The organism is Pseudarthrobacter sp. MDT1-22 (genome assembly GCF_054511035.1).
Genome location: NZ_JBTNDK010000002.1, coordinates 272,103 through 290,865 on the forward strand (window position 1 = coordinate 272,103; position 18,763 = coordinate 290,865).

At 66.0% G+C, this 18,763-nt stretch carries 18 protein-coding genes and 3 pseudogenes; 14 read left to right on the top strand and 7 right to left on the bottom strand.

The features are described 5' to 3' along the window. Window positions 1-54 precede the first annotated feature (54 nt). The gene (locus ACX80M_RS03160; protein ID WP_459308785.1) at window positions 55-1,275 is read right to left on the bottom strand and encodes an ROK family transcriptional regulator; all 1,221 of its coding nucleotides are present in this window, start codon (window positions 1,273-1,275) and stop codon (window positions 55-57) included. A gap of 11 nt (window positions 1,276-1,286) precedes the next feature. Continuing rightward, window positions 1,287-2,561 carry an FAD-binding protein gene (locus tag ACX80M_RS03165; protein ID WP_459308787.1) on the bottom strand — a complete coding sequence of 425 codons (1,275 nt, stop codon included), beginning with the start codon at window positions 2,559-2,561 and terminating at the stop codon, window positions 1,287-1,289. Window positions 2,562-2,799: 238 nt separating this feature from the next. On the opposite strand from ACX80M_RS03165, the gene xylA reads away from it, so the two are divergent. The 9 genes and pseudogenes from xylA (at window position 2,800) to ACX80M_RS03210 (ending at window position 12,729) form a co-directional block, all read left to right on the top strand. Then, window positions 2,800-3,990, top strand: a complete 1,191-nt coding sequence (gene xylA / locus ACX80M_RS03170; RefSeq protein WP_252607909.1) for a xylose isomerase — start codon at window positions 2,800-2,802, stop codon at window positions 3,988-3,990. A 19-nt stretch (window positions 3,991-4,009) separates the two neighbouring features. Continuing rightward, window positions 4,010-5,601, top strand: a pseudogene (locus tag ACX80M_RS03175) (FGGY family carbohydrate kinase). 85 nt (window positions 5,602-5,686) lie between these two features. After that, window positions 5,687-6,049: an SgcJ/EcaC family oxidoreductase gene (locus ACX80M_RS03180; protein ID WP_252598717.1), complete on the top strand. Its 363-nt coding sequence runs from the start codon at window positions 5,687-5,689 to the stop codon at window positions 6,047-6,049. 210 nt (window positions 6,050-6,259) lie between these two features. Beyond that, window positions 6,260-7,762, top strand: a complete 1,503-nt coding sequence (locus tag ACX80M_RS03185; RefSeq protein ID WP_252598716.1) for a fumarylacetoacetate hydrolase family protein — start codon at window positions 6,260-6,262, stop codon at window positions 7,760-7,762. After that, window positions 7,759-8,439, top strand: coding sequence for a GntR family transcriptional regulator (locus ACX80M_RS03190; protein WP_252607906.1), 681 nt, complete (start codon window positions 7,759-7,761; stop codon window positions 8,437-8,439). Before ACX80M_RS03185 ends, ACX80M_RS03190 begins: the two co-directional genes overlap by 4 nt. Before the next feature lie 59 nt (window positions 8,440-8,498). Continuing rightward, window positions 8,499-10,013, top strand: a complete 1,515-nt coding sequence (hpaE, locus tag ACX80M_RS03195) for a 5-carboxymethyl-2-hydroxymuconate semialdehyde dehydrogenase (RefSeq protein ID WP_252613728.1) — start codon at window positions 8,499-8,501, stop codon at window positions 10,011-10,013. A 33-nt stretch (window positions 10,014-10,046) separates the two neighbouring features. Then, complete coding sequence (gene hpaD / locus ACX80M_RS03200; protein WP_252598713.1) at window positions 10,047-11,132, top strand: 3,4-dihydroxyphenylacetate 2,3-dioxygenase; 1,086 nt, start codon at window positions 10,047-10,049, stop codon at window positions 11,130-11,132. 2 nt (window positions 11,133-11,134) lie between these two features. Then, on the top strand, window positions 11,135-11,920 hold the full coding sequence (hpaH, locus tag ACX80M_RS03205) for a 2-oxo-hept-4-ene-1,7-dioate hydratase (protein WP_459308791.1): 786 nt from the start codon (window positions 11,135-11,137) through the stop codon (window positions 11,918-11,920). After that, window positions 11,905-12,729 carry an aldolase/citrate lyase family protein gene (locus tag ACX80M_RS03210; protein ID WP_459308793.1) on the top strand — a complete coding sequence of 275 codons (825 nt, stop codon included), beginning with the start codon at window positions 11,905-11,907 and terminating at the stop codon, window positions 12,727-12,729. The genes hpaH and ACX80M_RS03210 overlap by 16 nt, the downstream gene beginning before the upstream one ends. Window positions 12,730-12,751: 22 nt before the next feature. Here the strand turns inward: ACX80M_RS03210 and ACX80M_RS03215 are convergent. After that, a pseudogene (locus tag ACX80M_RS03215) lies at window positions 12,752-12,988 on the bottom strand (dihydrofolate reductase family protein); the annotation flags it as partial. Between ACX80M_RS03215 and ACX80M_RS03220 the strand changes: the two are divergent. From ACX80M_RS03220 to ACX80M_RS03240, 5 genes are all read left to right on the top strand, one after another. Then, a complete protein-coding gene (locus ACX80M_RS03220) occupies window positions 12,984-13,199 on the top strand; it encodes a hypothetical protein (protein ID WP_459308835.1) in 216 nt (71 codons plus the stop codon). The pseudogene ACX80M_RS03215 and the gene ACX80M_RS03220 overlap by 5 nt on opposite strands. Before the next feature lie 105 nt (window positions 13,200-13,304). Beyond that, window positions 13,305-14,549 (top strand): non-homologous end-joining DNA ligase, encoded by a 1,245-nt coding sequence (gene ligD / locus ACX80M_RS03225; protein WP_459308795.1) that lies wholly within the window; start codon window positions 13,305-13,307, stop codon window positions 14,547-14,549. A 107-nt stretch (window positions 14,550-14,656) separates the two neighbouring features. Then, the gene (locus tag ACX80M_RS03230; RefSeq protein ID WP_252598706.1) at window positions 14,657-14,875 is read left to right on the top strand and encodes a three-helix bundle dimerization domain-containing protein; all 219 of its coding nucleotides are present in this window, start codon (window positions 14,657-14,659) and stop codon (window positions 14,873-14,875) included. A 335-nt stretch (window positions 14,876-15,210) separates the two neighbouring features. Further along, entirely contained in the window at window positions 15,211-15,552 is a 342-nt protein-coding gene (locus tag ACX80M_RS03235) for a cation:proton antiporter domain-containing protein (RefSeq protein ID WP_459308798.1), read from the top strand. Next, window positions 15,510-16,484, top strand: coding sequence for a cation:proton antiporter (locus ACX80M_RS03240; protein WP_459308800.1), 975 nt, complete (start codon window positions 15,510-15,512; stop codon window positions 16,482-16,484). The genes ACX80M_RS03235 and ACX80M_RS03240 overlap by 43 nt, the downstream gene beginning before the upstream one ends. Here the strand turns inward: ACX80M_RS03240 and ACX80M_RS03245 are convergent. The 4 genes and pseudogenes from ACX80M_RS03245 to ACX80M_RS03260 form a co-directional block, all read right to left on the bottom strand. Continuing rightward, window positions 16,401-16,799 carry a DUF202 domain-containing protein gene (locus ACX80M_RS03245; RefSeq protein ID WP_374209900.1) on the bottom strand — a complete coding sequence of 133 codons (399 nt, stop codon included), beginning with the start codon at window positions 16,797-16,799 and terminating at the stop codon, window positions 16,401-16,403. The genes ACX80M_RS03240 and ACX80M_RS03245 overlap by 84 nt on opposite strands. Continuing rightward, window positions 16,779-16,997: pseudogene (locus ACX80M_RS03250) on the bottom strand (YidH family protein); the annotation flags it as partial. The gene ACX80M_RS03245 and the pseudogene ACX80M_RS03250, both read right to left, overlap by 21 nt. 118 nt (window positions 16,998-17,115) lie before the next feature. Next, complete coding sequence (locus tag ACX80M_RS03255; RefSeq protein ID WP_459308802.1) at window positions 17,116-17,496, bottom strand: carboxypeptidase-like regulatory domain-containing protein; 381 nt, start codon at window positions 17,494-17,496, stop codon at window positions 17,116-17,118. 5 nt (window positions 17,497-17,501) lie between these two features. Beyond that, complete coding sequence (locus ACX80M_RS03260; RefSeq protein WP_445260444.1) at window positions 17,502-18,575, bottom strand: DNA polymerase IV; 1,074 nt, start codon at window positions 18,573-18,575, stop codon at window positions 17,502-17,504. Between the last annotated feature and the right edge of the window lie 188 nt (window positions 18,576-18,763).

Below are 18,763 nucleotides of genomic sequence, written 5' to 3' on the forward strand. Positions count from 1 at the left end.
GTGAGCACTGCCCCGGGCACGCCCGCCCACGGGGAGGTGCCGTCCTCAGGCCGCTCAGCGCACCTTCGCAGGAGGTGCGGGCAGGGCAGTGATGCCTGCCGGGTCCGCGAGTAATCGGGTAAACGCCAGTTCGGCAGCCCCGATCATCATAAGATCGGAGCCCAGCGCGGCACGGTAGATCCTGGCCCGGCCCGCCGCCTCGTCCAGGGCCTGGGTCCGGATCAGGCCGTCCAGCGTGTCAGGCGAGAGTGCGTGCAGAATGCCCAGGAACCCATCGAGGACGATCGCGTCCGGGTTGAACGTGTTGACCGCGTTGCGCAGGGTGATGCCCAGATAGCCCAGTTGGCGGGCCACTTCCGCGGCCAGCTCCGCACTGGCTTTCGAGCGGAGGGCCGCTTCGAGCTGGCTGGCGTCGCCGCCGCCGAGCCCTGCCAGGTCGAAGAGCCGGGACTGGGACACCTCGGTTTCGAGGCAGCCGGAGGCGCCGCAGTGGCAGATCTGGCCGGCGGTGCGCACGAAGGTGTGTCCCAGCTCGCCCGCATATCCGGCGGACCCGCGCAGCAACGCTCCATCGGCAATGACGCCGCCGCCGATGCCGCTGGCGCCGCCGTTGAGGTAGACCAGGTTGCCGCGGCCGGCGCCGGCCCCGAAAATGAGCTCGGCTTCCGCACCCAGGGAGGCATCGTTGTCCGCCAGGCACGGGTAGCCGGTGGCCTCGCCCAACATCCGGGCCACGGGTTCGTCGCGCCAACCCAAATGGGGGGCGTGGCGGACCACCCCGTCGGCACGGTTGACCAGGCCGGGCACTGCCAAGCCGATGCCAACGATCCGGTAGGACGCATCGAGCTCCGACCGCATCCCTGCAATGACTGCGGCAGCGATGTTGACTGCTTCCTTGGCGGTGGGGATCCGCTCCGTGGCGAAGCGGATCTTCTTCTGGACTTTTCCGCCCAGGCTCACCAGTCCGATGGTGACGGCGTCCACTTCCGGGTTCACGGCCAATGCCGCCGTGGACGGATCAGGCCTTACGTCCGGGCTCGGACGGCCAACCTGGGCTTCGCCGGACGGCGCCGCTTCATAGACGAGTCCGAGGGCCACCAGCTGGCCCACCAGCGTCCCCACCGTGGACCTGTTCAGCCCCGTCCGTCTGGTCAGCTCCGCTCGGCTGAGGACACCATGGTGGTGCACCAGGGTTGCGATCAGGGCAAGGTTGTTCCGCCGCGACGGATCGGGATCGCTGGCCGTTGCGGGGAGGCGGGTTGCTGAGGACATCATCCGTGACAATATCAGGAGCCGAAGACCGCGTAGTCCAGGAACCGGTTGCGGAACTTTCCGGCCGGATCCAGCCGGCCGGCCAGGGCCCTGAAGTCATCGAAGCGTGGGTACAGGGGCCCGACGGCGGCAGTACCGCCGTCGAACAGCTTGCCCCAGTGAGGCCGTGCGGCAAAGGGCGCCAGCTCCGCCTCAAGCAGTGGCAGTACCGCCTCCACCGCTGGCTGGTCCTGCCGCCAGGTGAAGTGCAGGCCGATGCCGTCGCGACCATAATTTGGGCTCAGCCAGAGCCGGTCGGCAGCAATCGTGCGGATCTCGGAGACCAGGAGCAAGGGAGTCAGGACCCCGGAGAGTTTGCGCAGCGTGCGAATGGCATCCACAGCGTGTTCCCGGGGCACCAGGTACTCGGACTGGAGTTCGTCGCCCTTGCTGGGCGTGAACTCCATCCTGAAGTGGGCAAGCCGGTCCGACCACGGCCCCGGCACGCCGAGTTGTTCCGTGCAGTTACTTCCGGAGACGCCCGGGAGCGGATGCCGGGCCGACAGGGCCGGGGTGCCGCCGAAGAAGTCCCGCCTGCCGGCCACCACTCCCGGATCCGACACCCGGCCCTTCAGCCATGCTTGCCCAACGGTACTGCCGCTCCAGTCAGTGAAGAGGCTGACGCTGTACGCGGAGGAGGTGACGTCGTCGAAATTCTCCAGAACCCGCTCCCAATCCAGGTCCTCAAAAACGTGCTGGGCAACATGGAAGGCCGGCTCTATGTCCAGGGTCACGCTGCTGACGATTCCCAGGGCGCCCAGTCCCACCACCATGCCGTCAAAGTCCATGGTCTCGCCGCGGCGGGCGGTGAGGATGCCGCCGTCTGCGGTCACGAGTTCCAAACCGGCGACGGCGGTGGCCAGATTCCCGTTGCCGTCTCCGGAGCCGTGCGTGGCCGTGGCCACCGCACCGGCCACCGAAATATGGGGCAGCGAGGCCAGGTTGTGCAGGGCGAAACCTTGCCGCTGCAGCTCCGCGGCGAGCGTCCCGTACCGCGTGCCTCCGCTCACCGTGACGTTCAGGTTCTCAGCATCGACAGTGATGGCCGGATCCAGCAGGTTCAGGGCCGCCAGCGTGCCTGAAGTGTCGGCGATGTCGTTGAATGAATGGCGGGATCCCAGGGCGCGGATGGTCCGGGCTCCGGCCACCAGTTCCTGCAGCTCCGCCACGGTGCGCGGGTGCGCGATCCGTTCCGCCCGGTAGCCGAAGTTTCCGGCCCAGTTCCGTTGCTGCACACGTTGTTCAGTCACGCTCTGCGTCCTCCACGGAGTCTGGTTTTCAGGTTTGGTGTTCTTCACAACATAACCGCTTCGGGTGCGGAAAACCAGAGATTTCGAGGGAGTTGGCATTCAGAACCCAGCCTAGCTCGGAGTGCCTAGTAGTTGACTCACGGAAATTCCTAATATGTTTGTGCGCAGAACAAAATGCTGCGACTCATCAAAGGGACGCGGTACGCACTCCTCTTCATACCTACTAACGGAGCATTCAATGACGATTCAGCCCACCCGCGAAGACAAGTTTTCCTTCGGCCTTTGGACGGTCGGCTGGGAGGCCCAGGACCAGTTCGGTTCTGCCACCCGTCCGCCCCTGGACACCGTCGAAACCGTCAACAAGCTGAGTGATCTGGGTGCCTACGGCATCACCTTCCACGACAACGATCTCTTTCCCTTTGGCTGCTCGGCAGCTGATCGCCAGCGTGAGATCGACCGGCTGACCGGTGCGCTCAAGTCCACGGGGATGATCGTTCCCATGGTCACCACGAATCTGTTCAGCCACCCGGTTTTCAAGGACGGCGGCTTCACCAGCAATGACCGGGGCGTGCGCCGCTTCGCCTTGCGCAAAGTGCTGGACAACATCGACCTCGCAGCTGAACTCGGCGCCGAAACGTTCGTGATGTGGGGCGGCCGTGAGGGCAGCGAGTACGACGCCGCCAAGGACATCCGCGGCGCCCTGGAGCGTTACCGCGAGGCCGTGAATCTGCTCGGCGACTACGTCACGGACAAGGGCTACAACATCCGCTTCGCCATCGAACCGAAGCCGAACGAACCCCGCGGCGACATCCTGCTCCCCACCCTGGGACACGCCCTTGCGTTCATCGAGACCCTGGAACGTCCGGAACTTGTGGGCGTTAACCCCGAGACCGGCCACGAGCAGATGGCCGGTCTCAACTTCACCCACGGGATTGCCCAGGCCCTTTACCAGGGCAAGCTGTTCCACATCGACCTCAACGGCCAGCGCAGCATCAAGTTCGACCAGGACCTGGTGTTCGGCCACGGCGACCTGCAGAACGCGTTCTCCCTGGTGGACCTGCTCGAAAACGGCGGCCCCGACGGCGGACCGGCCTACAGCGGCCCCCGCCACTTCGACTACAAGCCCGGCCGCACCGAGGACATCGACGGCGTGTGGGACTCCGCCGCCGCGAACATGCAGACCTACCTGCTGCTGAAGGAACGCGCGAAGGCCTTCCGTGCCGACCCCGAAGTGCAGGAAGCGCTGTTGGCTTCCCGCGTTGCCCAAATCAATGAGCCCACCCTCAACCCCGGTGAAGGCTACGAGCAGCTGCGATCGGACGGCGCTTCCTACGAGGATTTCGACGCCGATGCCTACTTTGGCGGCAAGGGCTTCGGATTCGTGCGGCTGCAGCAGCTCTTCATCGAGCACCTTCTCGGAGCGCGCTGATACTGTGGCGGCTGCTTCGTTGAACCTCGTTGCCGGGGTTGACTCCTCCACCCAAAGTTGCAAGGTTGCGGTCCTGGACGCTCAAAGCGGTGTCCTGGTCCGCGAGGGCCGGGCGAGCCACCCGGACGGGACGGAAGTCCATCCTGACCATTGGTGGCGGGCCCTGGCCGAAGCCATCGAGGACGCCGGCGGGCTGGCGGACGTGGACGCGTTGTCCGTCGCGGGCCAGCAGCACGGCATGGTGCTGCTGGACCGCGACGGCAACGTGGTGCGGCCCGCGCTCCTGTGGAATGACACGCGCTCCGCGGCAGCTGCAGCGGCACTGATCGATGAGGTAGGGGCCGGGGAGTTCGCGCGGCGTACCGGGCTGGTACCGGTGGCATCCTTCACGGTCACCAAGGTCCGCTGGGTCAGGGACAACGAGCCCGAATCCGCTGCCAGGGTGGCAGCCGTCGCCCTCCCCCATGACTGGCTGAGCTGGCGCCTGCGGGGATACGGTCCGGCCGGGGCCAGCCCGCTGGGCCCGGACCTGGAGGCGCTCACCACGGACCGCTCGGATGCCAGCGGGACCGGCTACTGGAGCCCCGCTTCCGGCAGCTATGACGTGGAGCTATTCCGGCTGGCCTTCGGCAGGGACGCACGCGAAGCCCGTCAAGAGCCGGAAGCGGCTGGACCTGCACCTGTTTCGGCTGCCCCCGCGGCCGGGGGCGCTGTCATCCTGCCGCGCGTGCTGGCTGCCGGCGAAGCCGCCGGCCGTGTTCATCCACTCTGTTTTGCGGGGAGCAACGCCGGCGCTCGCCCTCGTACGGATGCTGGCCCAAGTGGTGGCGGCGGGCGGGCTGAAATCCTGCTCGGCGCCGGCGCCGGGGATAACGCAGCCGCGGCCCTGGGTCTGGGCGCCAAGCCCGGGGATGTGGTGGTCTCCGTCGGCACCAGCGGAACAGTCTTCGCCGTCGCATCCGAGGTTGGTTACGATCCCAGCGGAACAGTTGCCGGCTTTGCAGACGCGGGCGGCGACTATCTGCCCATCGCCGTACGCTGAACGCCGCCAGGGTGCTGAGCTCCATGGCCACGCTGCTGGACGTCGGTTTTGATGAACTCTCCAGGCTAGCATTGGACGCTGCGCCCGGGGCAGATGGTGTGGTGCTCGTGCCGTATTTTGAGGGCGAACGCACCCCCAACCTGCCGCACGCCAAGGCCAGCCTGCATGGTCTCAGCATCGCGTCCGCCACCCGAAGCAACATTGCCCGGGCGGCCATCGAAGGGATGCTGTGCGGATTGTCCGGCGGCCTGGCAGCCTTGCTGGCTTTGGGCTACCCGGCGCGGCGGCTGCTGCTGATCGGCGGAGCCGTGCAGAACCCGGCGGTACAGAAGATCGCGTCACAGGTGTTTGACCTGCCGGTGGTGGTGCCAAGCCCCGACGAATACGTGGCCCGCGGCGCCGCAGCACAGGCCGCCTGGGCACTCACGGGAGCCCGTCCCGACTGGCCGGTGGCACTTGTCGCGGCGCCGGCGTCGGACTTCCAGCCCGTCATCGGCCAGCAGTACGCGCGGGCCTGTGGGCATATTGATGAGGACAGCCGCGCCGCAGTGCCTTCGACCTCCAGCTAGCCGACTTCCAGTCAGCACCGAGGTAGGTCGCTAAGGCTCTCCTGAAAGGATGAATCCCCAAAGAGCCCTGAAAGTGCCCTATCCAATGCCCAGTAACCCGCGTGGGATCGCTGAGGAGTTCGGTGCTGCCTGGAACGCGGCGGATCCGGAGGCCTTGGCGGCCCTCTTTGTAGACGACGCCGACTTCGTTAACGTTGTCGGTCTTTGGTGGACGAACCGGCGTCAGATCCGTGAGAACCATGCCATTGGGTTCCGGCGCATGTTCCCGGACACCGTGATGGTGCTGGAGCGCGTCAGGGTCCGCTTCCTCGGGACTGATGTGGCCGTGGTTCACGCCCGGTGGACCATGACCGGGCAGATTGACCCCGACGGGGACCGAACAGGAACAAGGCGCGGAGTCATCAGCTTCACGGCGCCCGCCAATCGAAAGGTCGGTGGCTGGCCATGAGCGCGCAAAACACCGATATCGTCCCTGGGATGCAACCCCACGTTTCCACGGACGAAGGACTGACGCCGGAAACGTGCTCGGGGACACTCTCCGAGCCCGCACGGTAAACGCCGACCGGCAAAGCCTTTGCTCGGACACACGCATTGACGCAGTACGAGTTATATGGAATATTGCTTCGTATACGATTTCATACTCGATGAGGAGTAATTCTTGGAACAGGTCACCGACCATACCCTGGCCGCGGCCCGCAAGGTCATCGCGGTGCACATCAATTACCCCAGCCGGGCAGCCCAGCGTGGCCGCACGCCGGAGCAGCCCTCCTACTTCCTGAAGCCGCCGTCCTCCCTAACGTTCGGTTCGGCAGAAGCCCCTTCCGCTGTAGAGCGTCCGTCCGGCTGCGAACTCCTCGGCTTCGAGGGCGAGGTCGCCCTGATCATCGGCAAGCCCGCCCGCCGGGTCGGCGTGGAGGACGCCTGGAGCCATGTCGAGTGGGTGACCGCCAGCAACGACCTCGGCGTCTACGATCTCCGCTACGCGGACAAGGGCTCCAACCTCCGGTCCAAGGGCGGCGACGGCTTCACGCCGATCGGCCCCGAGTTGATCCCCGCGGACGCCGTGGACCCCGCCGGTCTCCGCATCCGTACCTGGCACAACGGCGACCTCGTCCAGGACGACACGACCGCGGACCTGCTTTTTCCATTCGCCCGCCTCGTCGCCGACCTGTCCCAGCTGTCGACGCTAGAGGAGGGCGACATCATCCTGACCGGCACCCCCGCCGGCGCCTCGGTGGCCAAGCCGGGCGACGTCGTCGAGGTTGAAGTCAGCACCGTTGAAGCCAGCGCATCCACCAGTCTCTCCACGGGGCGTCTGGTCACCCGGGTGGAGGAAGGCACGACGGCGTTCGCTGACTTTGGTGCGCAGCCCAAGGCAGATGACGCGCAGCGGGAGGAGGCGTACGGTTCGCGGGCAGCGGCGGGCCTTGCACCCGTGGAGGCTGCCGCCGTCGGGCATGTTCTGACCCCTGAGCTGAAAGCGAAGCTGGAAAGCGTCTGCACCGCCACCCTGTCCTCGCAGCTGCGCAAGCGCGGCCTGAACAATGTCAGCATCGACGGACTCACCTCCACCCGCCCGGAGAAGCGGATCGTGGGCCTGGCCCGGACCCTGCGGTATGTGCCCAATCGCGAGGACCTGTTCAAGTCACATGGCGGCGGTTTCAACGCCCAGAAGCAGGCCATCGACTCCGTCAACGAGGGTGAAATTCTGGTGATGGAAGCCCGAGGGGAAAAGGGCACCGGCACGATCGGTGACATCCTGGCACTGCGGGCCCAGGTCCGGGGTGCTGCGGCGATCATCACCGACGGCGGGGTCCGGGACTTCGCCGCGGTGGCCGCGATGGACATGCCCACCTACTACGCCAACCCGCACCCCGCCGTCCTGGGGCGCCGGCACATCCCGTGGGACACGGACATCACCATCGCCTGCGGCGGCACCACCGTGCAGCCCGGGGACATCATCGTGGCCGACGCCGACGGCATCCTGGTGATCCCGCCGGCCCTCGCCGATGAGCTCGCGGACGAGTCCATCATCCAAGAGCGCGAGGAAACCTTCATCGCGGAAATGGTGGCACAGGGCCACAGCGTGGACGGCCTCTACCCGCTGAACGCCACCTGGCGGATGAAGTACGAGGCATGGGAAGCAGGCAAAGCCCAATGACTGAGACGTTGATGGCGACAGGCAGCAAATCAGAGCAGGCCTACGCGGCCGTCAAGGCACGGATCGTGGACGGTACCTACTCCCCCGGCTACCGGCTGGTCCTGGCCGCCATCGCCAAGGATCTGGGAGTCAGCGTGGTCCCGGTCCGTGAAGCGATCCGCCGCCTCGAGGCCGAAGGTCTGGTGACATTTGAGCGGAACGTCGGCGCTAGGGTATCCGGGATCGACCCCACCGAGTACCTCTACACGATGCAGACCCTGAGCATCGTCGAGGGCGCAGCCACCGCGTTGTCGGCGCCGCTGATTGGCCCGGCGGATATTGCACGTGCCCGGGCGGTGAACGAGGACATGCGCGAATGCCTCCAGCATTTCGACCCCGTCCGCTTCACGGCGCTGAACCAGGACTTCCACAGCATCCTCTTTGAGCAGTGCCCCAACCCGCACATCCTGGACCTGGTCCACCGGGGCTGGAACCGGCTCGCCTCGCTCCGGTCTTCGACGTTCCGGTTCGTTCCGGGCCGTGCCCACGAATCGGTGGACGAGCACGAGGCGCTGCTCCGGCTCATCGAGGGCGGAGCCGGCGCGGAAGAGATTGAGAAGTCCGCCCGCCGGCACCGCTCCGCCACCTTGGACGCGTACCTCGCCCAAAGCAACGCGGGGTCACTAAACGCCCGATAAACGGCCCCGCATGGGCAAGAAGTGACCCCGCGTTGCATTAGAAGCAAAGGAAAACAACAATGACGTTCACCGCCGAACAGTCCACGAAACACTACGTGCCGCAGGACCTCCCCACACACATCCAGCACTACATCAATGGCCAGTTCGTTGACTCCGTGGGCGGGAAGACCTTCGACGTCCTGGACCCGGTCTCCAACCAGAACTACGCCACCGCTGCGGCCGGCCAGAAGGAGGACATCGACCTCGCCGTCGCCGCCGCCCGCGAAGCATTCACCACCGGGCCCTGGCCGAAGATGAAGCCGCGCGAACGCGCCCGGCTCCTGAACAAAATCGCGGACGCCGTCGAGGCCCAGGAGGAGCGCCTCGCCGAACTCGAAACGTTCGACACCGGCCTGCCGATCACCCAGGCCAAGGGCCAGGCGCTGCGCGCGGCCGAGAACTTCCGGTTCTTCGCGGACCTGATCGTGGCCCAGTTTGACGACGCCATGAAGGTCCCCGGTGCCCAGATCAACTACGTGAACCGCAAGCCGATCGGCGTCGCCGGCCTCATCACCCCGTGGAACACGCCGTTCATGCTGGAGTCCTGGAAACTCGCCCCCGCGCTGGCCACCGGGAACACAGTGGTCCTCAAACCCGCCGAGTTCACGCCCCTGTCCGCGTCGCTCTGGGCGCAGATCTTCAAGGACGCCGGGCTCCCGGACGGTGTGTTCAACCTGGTCAACGGCCTCGGCGAGGAAGCCGGCGACGCCCTCGTCAAGCACCCGGACGTCCCGCTGATCTCGTTCACCGGCGAGACCACCACGGGCCAGACGATCTTCCGGAACGCCGCCGCCAACCTCAAGGGCCTCTCGATGGAACTCGGCGGCAAATCCCCCTGTGTGGTGTTTGCCGACGCCGACCTGGATGCCGCGATCGATTCCGCCCTGTTCGGGGTCTTCTCCCTCAACGGCGAACGCTGCACCGCCGGTTCCCGCATCCTCGTGGAACGCGCCATCTACGACGAGTTCTGCGAAAAGTACGCCGCCCGCGCCAAAAACATTGTGGTCGGGGACCCGCACGATCCCAAGACCGAAGTGGGTGCCCTGGTCCACCCGGAGCACTATGCGAAGGTGGCCTCCTACGTGGAGATCGGCAAGACCGAAGGCCGGCTCCTCGCCGGAGGCGGCCGCCCCGACCACCTCCCCGAAGGCAACTACATCGCACCCACCGTGTTCGCCGACGTCGCCCCCGACGCGCGGATCTTCCAGGAGGAAATCTTCGGTCCCGTCGTCGCGATCACCCCGTTCGAGAACGACGACGAAGCACTCGCCCTGGCGAACAACACCCGCTACGGTCTCGCGGCCTACATCTGGACCCAGAACCTGACCCGCGCCCACAACTTCTCGCAGAACGTCGAGGCCGGCATGGTCTGGCTGAACAGCCACAACGTCCGCGACCTCCGCACCCCGTTCGGCGGCGTTAAAGCCTCGGGCCTGGGCCACGAGGGCGGCTACCGCTCCATCGATTTCTACACCGATCAGCAGGCCGTGCACATCAGCCTCGGCACCGTTCACACACCCAAATTCGGCGCCTGAGCCGCCAAGCCCTTTCAAAGAAGAGAGAATCCCATGACCGACTTTGTCCGCACCCCCACCGTCCCGGCTCCGGACATCGTCCGCTGCGCCTACATGGAGATCGTGGTCACCGACCTTGCCAGGTCCCGCGCGTTCTACGTGGACGTCCTGGGCCTGCACGTGACCGAGGAAGATGAGAACAACATCTACCTGCGCTCCCTGGAGGAGTTCATCCACCACAACCTCGTGCTCCGCAAGGGACCCATCGCCGCCGTCGCCGCTTTTGCCTACCGGGTGAAGTCCCCCGACGAAGTGGACGCCGCAGAGGCCTATTACCAGGAACTGGGCTGCCGCACCGAACGCCGCAAGGAGGGCTTCACGAAAGGTGTGGGTGACTCTGTCCGCGTGGAGGACCCGCTGGGATTCCCCTACGAGTTCTTCTACGACGTGGAACACGTCGAACGCCTCACCCAGCGCTACGACCTCTACTCCGCCGGCGAACTGGTCCGCCTGGACCACTTCAACCAGGTCACCCCCGACGTGCCCCGCGGCCGCAAGTACCTTGAGGACCTCGGCTTCCGCGTCTCCGAGGACATCCAGGACTCCGACGGCGTCACGTACGCGGTCTGGATGCACCGCAAGCAGACCGTGCACGACACCGCCCTGACCGGCGGCAACGGCCCGCGCATGCACCACATCGCGTTCGCCACCCACGAAAAGCACAACATCATCCAGATCTGCGACAAGATGGGCGCCCTGCGCATCAGCGACCGGATCGAACGCGGCCCCGGCCGGCACGGCGTGTCCAACGCCTTCTACCTCTACATCCTGGATCCCGACGGACACCGCATCGAGATCTACACCCAGGACTACTACACCGGCGACCCCGACAACCCCGTCGTCACCTGGGACGTCCACGACAACCAGCGCCGCGACTGGTGGGGCAACCCCGTGGTCCCGTCCTGGTACACCGAGGCCTCCCTGGTCCTGGACCTCGACGGTAAGCCGCAGCCCGTCGTCGTGCGTGAGGAAAAGAGCGAAATGGCGGTCACCGTGGGTGCCGACGGCTTCTCCTACACCCGCAAAGACGGGGCCCCCGAAGGGGACCGGACAGGCTTCAAGCTGGGGGCGCAGCTGTAGCCATGCTGGACGCGAAGACGATTGAGGCCATCGCCGACGAACTCCTGGCGGCCGCCCGGACCCGCACCCCGGTCCCCCGCCTCACCGCCCGCTACCCGGAGATGACGGTGGAGGACTCCTATGCCGTGCAGCAGCTGTGGCGGCGGCGCAACGAGGACGCCGGCCGCAAGCTGGTGGGCCGCAAGATCGGCCTCACCTCCAAGGCCATGCAGTCCGCCACCGGCATCACCGAGCCGGACTACGGCGCCATCTTCGATGACATGGTGCTCGGAACCGGCTGCTCGGTGGAGTGGGACCAGTACACCCATCCCCGGGTGGAAGTTGAACTGGCATTTGTGCTGAAGAAGGACCTGTCCGGACCCGGCTGCACCATCTTCGACGTCCTGGACGCCACGGACTACGTGGTTCCGGCACTGGAAATCCTGGACTCCCGGATCGAACTGGAGGGCCGGACCATCGTGGACACCATCGCAGACAACGCCGCGATGGGCGCCATGGTGATCGGCGGCAACCCCGTAAAACCCGACGCCGTGGACCTCCGCTGGGTCTCGGCCATCCTCTACAAAAACCAGACCGTGGAGGAAACCGGTGTTGCCGCCGGCGTCCTGGACCACCCCGCCAACGGCGTGCACTGGCTCGCCAACAAGATCGCCGCCCACGGCGACGGAATGAAAGCCGGGGACATCATCCTCGCCGGCTCCTTCACCCGCCCGCTGTGGGTGTACAAAGGCGACACCGTCCACGCCGACTACGGACCCTTGGGAGCCATCACATGCCGCTTCGAGTAGAACCCGGAAATCCTGTCTACGCGAACACCTTCCGCGACGCCCTCGCCGCGGCGGACCGCCCCCTGGCAGGAATGTGGGTCTGCTCCGGCAGCCCGCTGATCGCAGAACTCTGCGCCGGATCCGGCCTGGACTGGCTCCTCATCGACGCCGAACACAGCCCCAACGGCCTCGAATCCATCCTCGCCCAGCTCCAGGCCGTCAACGGCTACCCGGTCCAGGTCCTGGTCCGGCCCCCGGTCAACGACACCGTGCTGATCAAGCAGTACCTGGATCTGGGTGTGCAGAACCTGCTGATTCCCATGGTGAACTCGGTGCAGGAGGCGGAAGCAGCGGTGGCCGCCACCCGCTACCCGCCGCACGGCGTCCGCGGCGTGGGATCCGCCCTCGCCCGGGCCTCGCGCTGGAACCGTGTCCCGGACTACCTCACCCGGGCGTCAGAGACCGTCAGCGTCACCGTCCAGATCGAATCGACAGCGGCCGTCGAAGCCGTCGAGCATATCCTGGCCGTGGACGGCGTGGACGGCATCTTCCTGGGACCGTCCGACCTCGCGGCTTCGATGGGCGTGCTGGGACACCAGGAACACCCCAAGGTGCGCGCCGCCGTCGAACACTGCCTTGCCGCCGCAAAAGCGGCCGGGAAACCTGCCGGGGTGAACGCGTTCAACCCCGATACTGCCCGCAGCTACCTGGCGGCCGGCACCGCCTTTGTCCTGGTGGGCGCCGACGTCGCTATCCTCGCCCGCGGCTCCGAGGCGCTGGCCGCCGCTTTCACTGAGGCCTCCGACGGCGAAACCCCCGCCAGCTACTGACGCGGGAACTCCACGGATTGGCTCAGGTGGGACCGCTGCCCGGCGGGCCGCTGAGGACGGTGGGGATGTACTCGAGCAGCTGGAGCCGACCGTCGAAGGTCCTACTATTTACCATCCCGAGCGAGATGTCCGGATAGCCGTCGTAGATCCGTTCCTTGCCGGTGCTGCCTGTAATCACTGGGAAGACGACCAATCGGAACCTGTCCACGAGGCCAGCGGTCAGCAGCGACCGGCAGAGACTGAGGCTGCCCAGGGTGCTCGCCGGCGTGGCCATGATCCAGAGCACCGCCGTTCCGGCCTTGCTCGGGATTATGGGGATCGTCGTCGGCGCAGTGCTGGCACTGTGCTCGCTGGAATTCGTGGGATCGTTCGAACCGCATGGCTGGAAGCTGGCCGCGACGCTGACGCCAGTGACCTACGTGGTGTGGTCACTCTGGCTGGTGGCGGTCGGCGTAGTCCTGCTGCTCTGAACTGCAGGCACGGAGTGTCGGGCTCCCCTCCGGCCATCCCTCGTGGTGCAGCTGTTCCCTCCAGCAGGTCTGGCTGGGGCCTCCAATCGTTGCTAGCGTGGCGGCATGAGCCCGTCGAAGACCCCGGCCGAGATCCTCGACATTGGCGGCGCCGAGGTGCGCATCTCGAGTCCGGACAAGGTGGTTTTCCCCGAGCCCGGGCTGACTAAGCTCGACCTGGTGCGCTATTACCTCGCCGTCGCGGATGGTGCGCTGCGCGGTGCGGGTGGCCGGCCCATGGTGCTCAAGCGCTTCCCGAAGGGCATCTACGCTGAGCCGTTTTTCCAAAAGCGCGTGCCCGAAAACCACCCCGACTTCATCGACACAACGACGCTGCACTACGCGTCGGGGACGTCGGCTGAGGAGGCCGTCATCCGGGATGCTGCGGGCCTGGCGTGGGTGGTGAATCTTGGCTGCCTGGACCTTAACCCGCATCCCGTGCGCGCTGAGGACCTTGAGCACCCGGACGAGCTCCGGGTGGACCTCGATCCGATGCCGGGGGTCGGCTGGTCCCAGATCGTTGATGTCGCATATGTCGCGCGGGAGGTGCTCGACGACGTGGGGCTGGTGGGGTGGCCGAAGACGAGCGGATCGCGCGGACTGCATATCCTGGTGCGGATCGCGCCGCAGTGGCAGTACCGCGAGGTGCGGCTCGCCGCCGAGACCCTCGCCCGCGAGGTCGAAAACCGCGCTCCCGGCCTCGCTACCGCGCGGTGGTGGAAGGAAGAGCGCGGCGAAAGTGTGTTCGTCGACTTCAACCAGAACGCAAAGGACCGCACCGTGGCATCGGCGTACTCGATCCGACCGTTGCCCGATGCCCGGGTTTCGACGCCGCTCACCTGGGATGAGGTCCGCTCCATCCGGCCCGAACAGTTCACGGTCCGCACGGTGCCCGGGCGCTTCGCCGACGTGGGTGACCCCCACGCAGGCATCGATGACGCGGTGGGCACACTCGATGGACTTCTGGCACTGGCGGCCGAGCTCGGCCCCGCCGAGAAGCCGTCGCGCAGCGGAGACGGCTCCGGCCGCCGGCAGTCGCTGATGCCGCTCATCGAGGTTGCCCGCACCAGGACCAAGCCCGAGGCCCTCGCGGCACTCGATGAGTGGAAGTCCCGGCATGCGGACCTCGTCCCGGCCCTGCACCCCGCCGATGTGCTCGTCGACGGAATGCGCGGATCAAGCTCGCTCTGGTACCGGGTGCGGGTGAACCTGCAGCACGTCCCCGAACCGGAGCGTCCGCCACAGGAGGAGCTCATCGCCGACTACGACCCGTGGGCCGGCAAGCAGTGGCCCGGGCGCCCGGGATCCTGACACCGCAACGGAAACCGGACGTGCGCGCGTCGAGCGGGTCTTCAGCGCTTCCCCCATCCCAGCAAAATGTGATAGACGCCACAAGTCTTCGGCATCAAACTAGTTGGATGGAAGATACGGAGAAGCACGACACCATCGCCAAAGTCAGCGACCTCCTCGCCGCACGCTATCCCGACGCACCCCGGCCGCTGGTTGTCCGGGTCGTCACAGAGGAGTACGAAACACTGGATGCCGGCCGGATCCGGACCTACATCCCGACCCTTGTCGAACACGGCGCCAGGAACAAACTCCACCGCCAGTTCTCCCGGCGGAACAGGGAAACCTGACGTCCCGCCGAACCTCGTCCTCAGCTGGACAGGGTCGCGCCATCTCACTCGCAGGTCCCTTGGGGCGTCGATGCCCTCGAAGGAGCCATCACCCAACCTGCCTTGCGTTCCTTGCCCGGTTAGTACCTGATCGCCTCCGCTGACCGGATGATCCCACCGGCCGCGCAACATGCCATGGCGGGACGAGCCGGTTCAACCGTGTCCGAAGTCGCGGCAAGCCACTCGGTTTATATCTCATGGGGGTGGCCAGCCGGGTGGACCCGCGGGCTAACGCTTTCGCCCACCGCGATCGTTAGTACGACTTCCTGATCGTGTCCCAGTGGGAGGTGGCTGTTATGGCGCCATCCCCAACAGTGGCGGTAGCTTTGGATTACTTTTCCTTCGAAGCAGCCGAGCTACCGGAGGTACCGCCGATGGATGGCTTGTCGACGTCAATGGTTCTGATCGCCTTGCTGGCTATCGCGGCGCCCCTTGCGGCCCGTTTCCTTGATCGGGTGGTCAAGGTGCCGATCGTGGTCTTCGAAATTGTCCTCGGAATCATGCTCGGCCCCAGCCTGTTGGGATGGATCCAACCCGCCCAGTTCACGGATACGCTCGCCGATTTCGGGCTGGCCATGCTCTTCTTCGTTGGCAGTTGGGCCCGGCAACAGCGGTACTTCTCGGGTTTGTTCTCCTGACCGGCCTGGCGATTTATCTCGCGTCGCGGGCACGGCACTCACTGCTCTATTCCCAGGTCACCAGGACCCTCCACACCAGCGGCCAGTTCGCCGTCCGGTCCATCATCTTTATCCTCACTGTGCTCGTTGTACTCAGCATGGTCCTGGGACTCGACATGCTGTTGGGTGCATTCGCCGCCGGAGTCCTCTGGAAAGTCGCCATCGCGCGCGCTCCCGAGCAAGACCGGAAAGTCATTGAGGGGAAAATCGACGCCATCGCTTTCGGATTCCTGGTGCCGGTCTTCTTCATCGACACAGGCATAGACTTCGACCTACGCGCGCTAACCGCCAGCCCCGCAGCTCTCGCACTGGTCCCCCTGTTCCTGCTCCTCTTGCTCATCATCCGAGGTCTGCCGTCGATACTCGCGGCTCCCCCAAAGTCCAGCCATGCCGACAAGCGGGCCATCATCCTGTTTGGTGCAACAGGATTGCCGATTGTCGTGGGGGTGACAGGCATTGGCCGGGATGAGGGGCTGATCTCAGGCGGAATCGCCTCCGCCCTCGTCGGAGCGGGAATGCTCTCGGTGCTCGTGTTTCCGCCGCTCGCACTCCGCCAGCATCAACGCAGACCATCGGAGACGCCGGCCCGGCACAAGGAAAGCCCCCAGGAGACCGGACGAGGCGGGAATCGCGGCTCAGCGTTCACGCGGCCAGCCGGTGTTGGTCTCCGCCAGGTAGGCGCGGCCGTGCCGCCGTGGGCGGCGTCAGTGCCACAGTGGAAATGCCGGACGACGGCGGCAGCCGCCACCGAGCGGATCTCACCAGAGTTGTCGGCCGAGAGCGCGGGACGAGAACCCGGATGCTGGACGCTAGCCCGTGAACAGGATGATCAGGCCCAGGATCCCCATCAGCAGAGCGGAGCCGCTGGACCAGAAGACGGCAGCCACGTCTGAGTGAAACTGTTCCGCCGCGATGCCCCTGACGCGCGCGGAATAGCGGCCGCGCTGTGTGGCGTAAAAGCTGACCGCGATGGTGCCCGCCACCGCGATGAGAATCAGAATCCAGAAACGGTAGTGAGGCAGCCAGCGCAGGAAAACCAGCGCGGCGGCAAAAAGAGCCATCGCGGTCCGGCCCCAGCAGAGCACCGTGCGCTCGGGTTGGAGCCCGGGGTCCTGGTGCGTGGGAGCAGCTCGAGCTCCCGGCATTAGTTCAGTGCGATCAGGATGATCACCACAGCTGCAGTGACCGGCGCCGGCACTGATCAGCATCCCGATAGCTACCAGGAGTAGTGCCAGCGCTTTGCGCAAGGGTTCGGGGAATGCCTCAATCGCGAAGGCTTCCAGCGCCAGCCCGCCGGCGAGAAAGGCCAGGGCGGTGCGGACCCAAGCCAGGAAGGTTCGCTCGTTGGCCAGGGTGAACCGCGGGTCCGGCTCTACGCCGCCGGGCAGCACTCTTCGGGCCACCAGCCGCGTCCTTGATCCGGCTCGGTCATCGTTCTCCTTACGGTGCGGGGTTTCCCCATTCGTATGCCGCCGGAATAGCTTGGTTCGGTGCCGACATCTGCCGGCCCTGCGCGGACCAGCCTTAGCGAATCCCGCTGTCAACAACCAGCGTGATGTGAACGGGCCTGTCCGAGATGACCACAAGCTCGGTAGCCGTCGAAGCGTAGCCGCCGACGTTGGTCGCCCTGATTACATAACGTCCGTCAGGCAGCGTCAGATGGAAGGCACCGGTGCTATCGGTTTGTGTTGAGCCCCGGACGGCGTCCCCGTCCAAAGCCACAACCGCGGCCCCTGATACTGGGCGCGGTGGACACTCCTGACCAACACGTTCGACGGGACAGACCGGGGCGGTCAGGACCACACCGGCAACGTCCCCGGAATGCCCCGTGACCGGACCGCTTGGACTGGTGCACCCGCACAACCACAGGACGGCGGCCAATAAAACCCAGACGGAACACTTCATCTCACTCACCAACCGCCCCGCGTAGGCGTATGTCCCTTTCGGGCATCGTCGGGCATGGCCATTTCGGCCCGCAGGCCTAGGAGTCGGATCGGACGGCCCGCTTCGATTCCTGCTGCGAGGCCCAAAGCCCTCGCGAGAATTTCCTCCCGGTCGAATGTCTCGGGAATCTTCCTCCCGTGGTTCTTGGTCACGAACGGCGCGTACCGAACCTTCAGAGTCAGCCCAACCACGGGCCGTCCTTCAGCCACAACATCCTCAAGGACACGCGCTGTCAGCTCCCTCACGGCGTCGTCCACCTGGGCGGGCTCGGTCAGGTCCCGCTGGAAGGTGGTCTCCCGGCTATGCCCGCGGGCAACCCACGGCGTATCGTCCACAACGCTGGCGCCGTCCCCGCGTCCGAGCTCCGCGTACCAAGGACCCATCCTGGGGCCAAACTCCGGAACCAGGTTCTGGGGGTCGGACGCGGCGAGCTCGGCCACTGTATTGATGCCGAGCTTGGCCAGCCGGCCCGACACCTTGATTCCGACACCCCACAGGTCCTTGGTGGGCCGACTGCCCATAACGTCGAGCCAGTTCCCGGCAGTGAGGCGGAAAACGCCGGCCGGCTTGCCGAATCCGGTGGCGACCTTGGCTCGGACCAACGTGTCGCCGATGCCCACGCTGCAATGCAGCTGCGTTCGCTCCAGGACAGCCGCCTGCACCTGCCGGGCGTAGGCTTCCGGATTCTCTGTCTCAGTGCCCATAAAGGCTTCATCCCAACCCAGCACCTGCAGGGTGGCGCCGGGCTGCGCGCGCAGCGTAGCCATCACCGTTTCAGACGCCGCGAGGTAAGCCTCCTGATCGACGGGCAGGATCACAGCGTCGGGCACTTTCCGGGCCGCAATGCGTAAGGGCATCCCGGAACCCACACCGAACGCCCTGGCTTCGTAGGATGCGGTCGATACCACCGCTCGTTCCGTGGGGTCCCCCCGACCGCCGACAATTATCGGCTTCCCCGCAAGCTCCGGCCGCCGGAGCACTTCGACCGCCGCGATGAACTGGTCGAGATCGACATGCAGCACCCACCGGATTCCGCTCACGCCACCAGTCTGCCCTAAACATCCCTGGCCAGCATCCGCTCTCCCCCGAGCCTGGCTGCTGAGCCTGCGGCCTCCTGACCTTCATTGAATTCCAGCGCCGCCGAACACCATCACAGGGGCGGAGCGATGCTCTAGTGGTGTGTCTCAGTTTTGCTTGACGGCTTGGAGTGCAACTCGTCCGCGCGCGA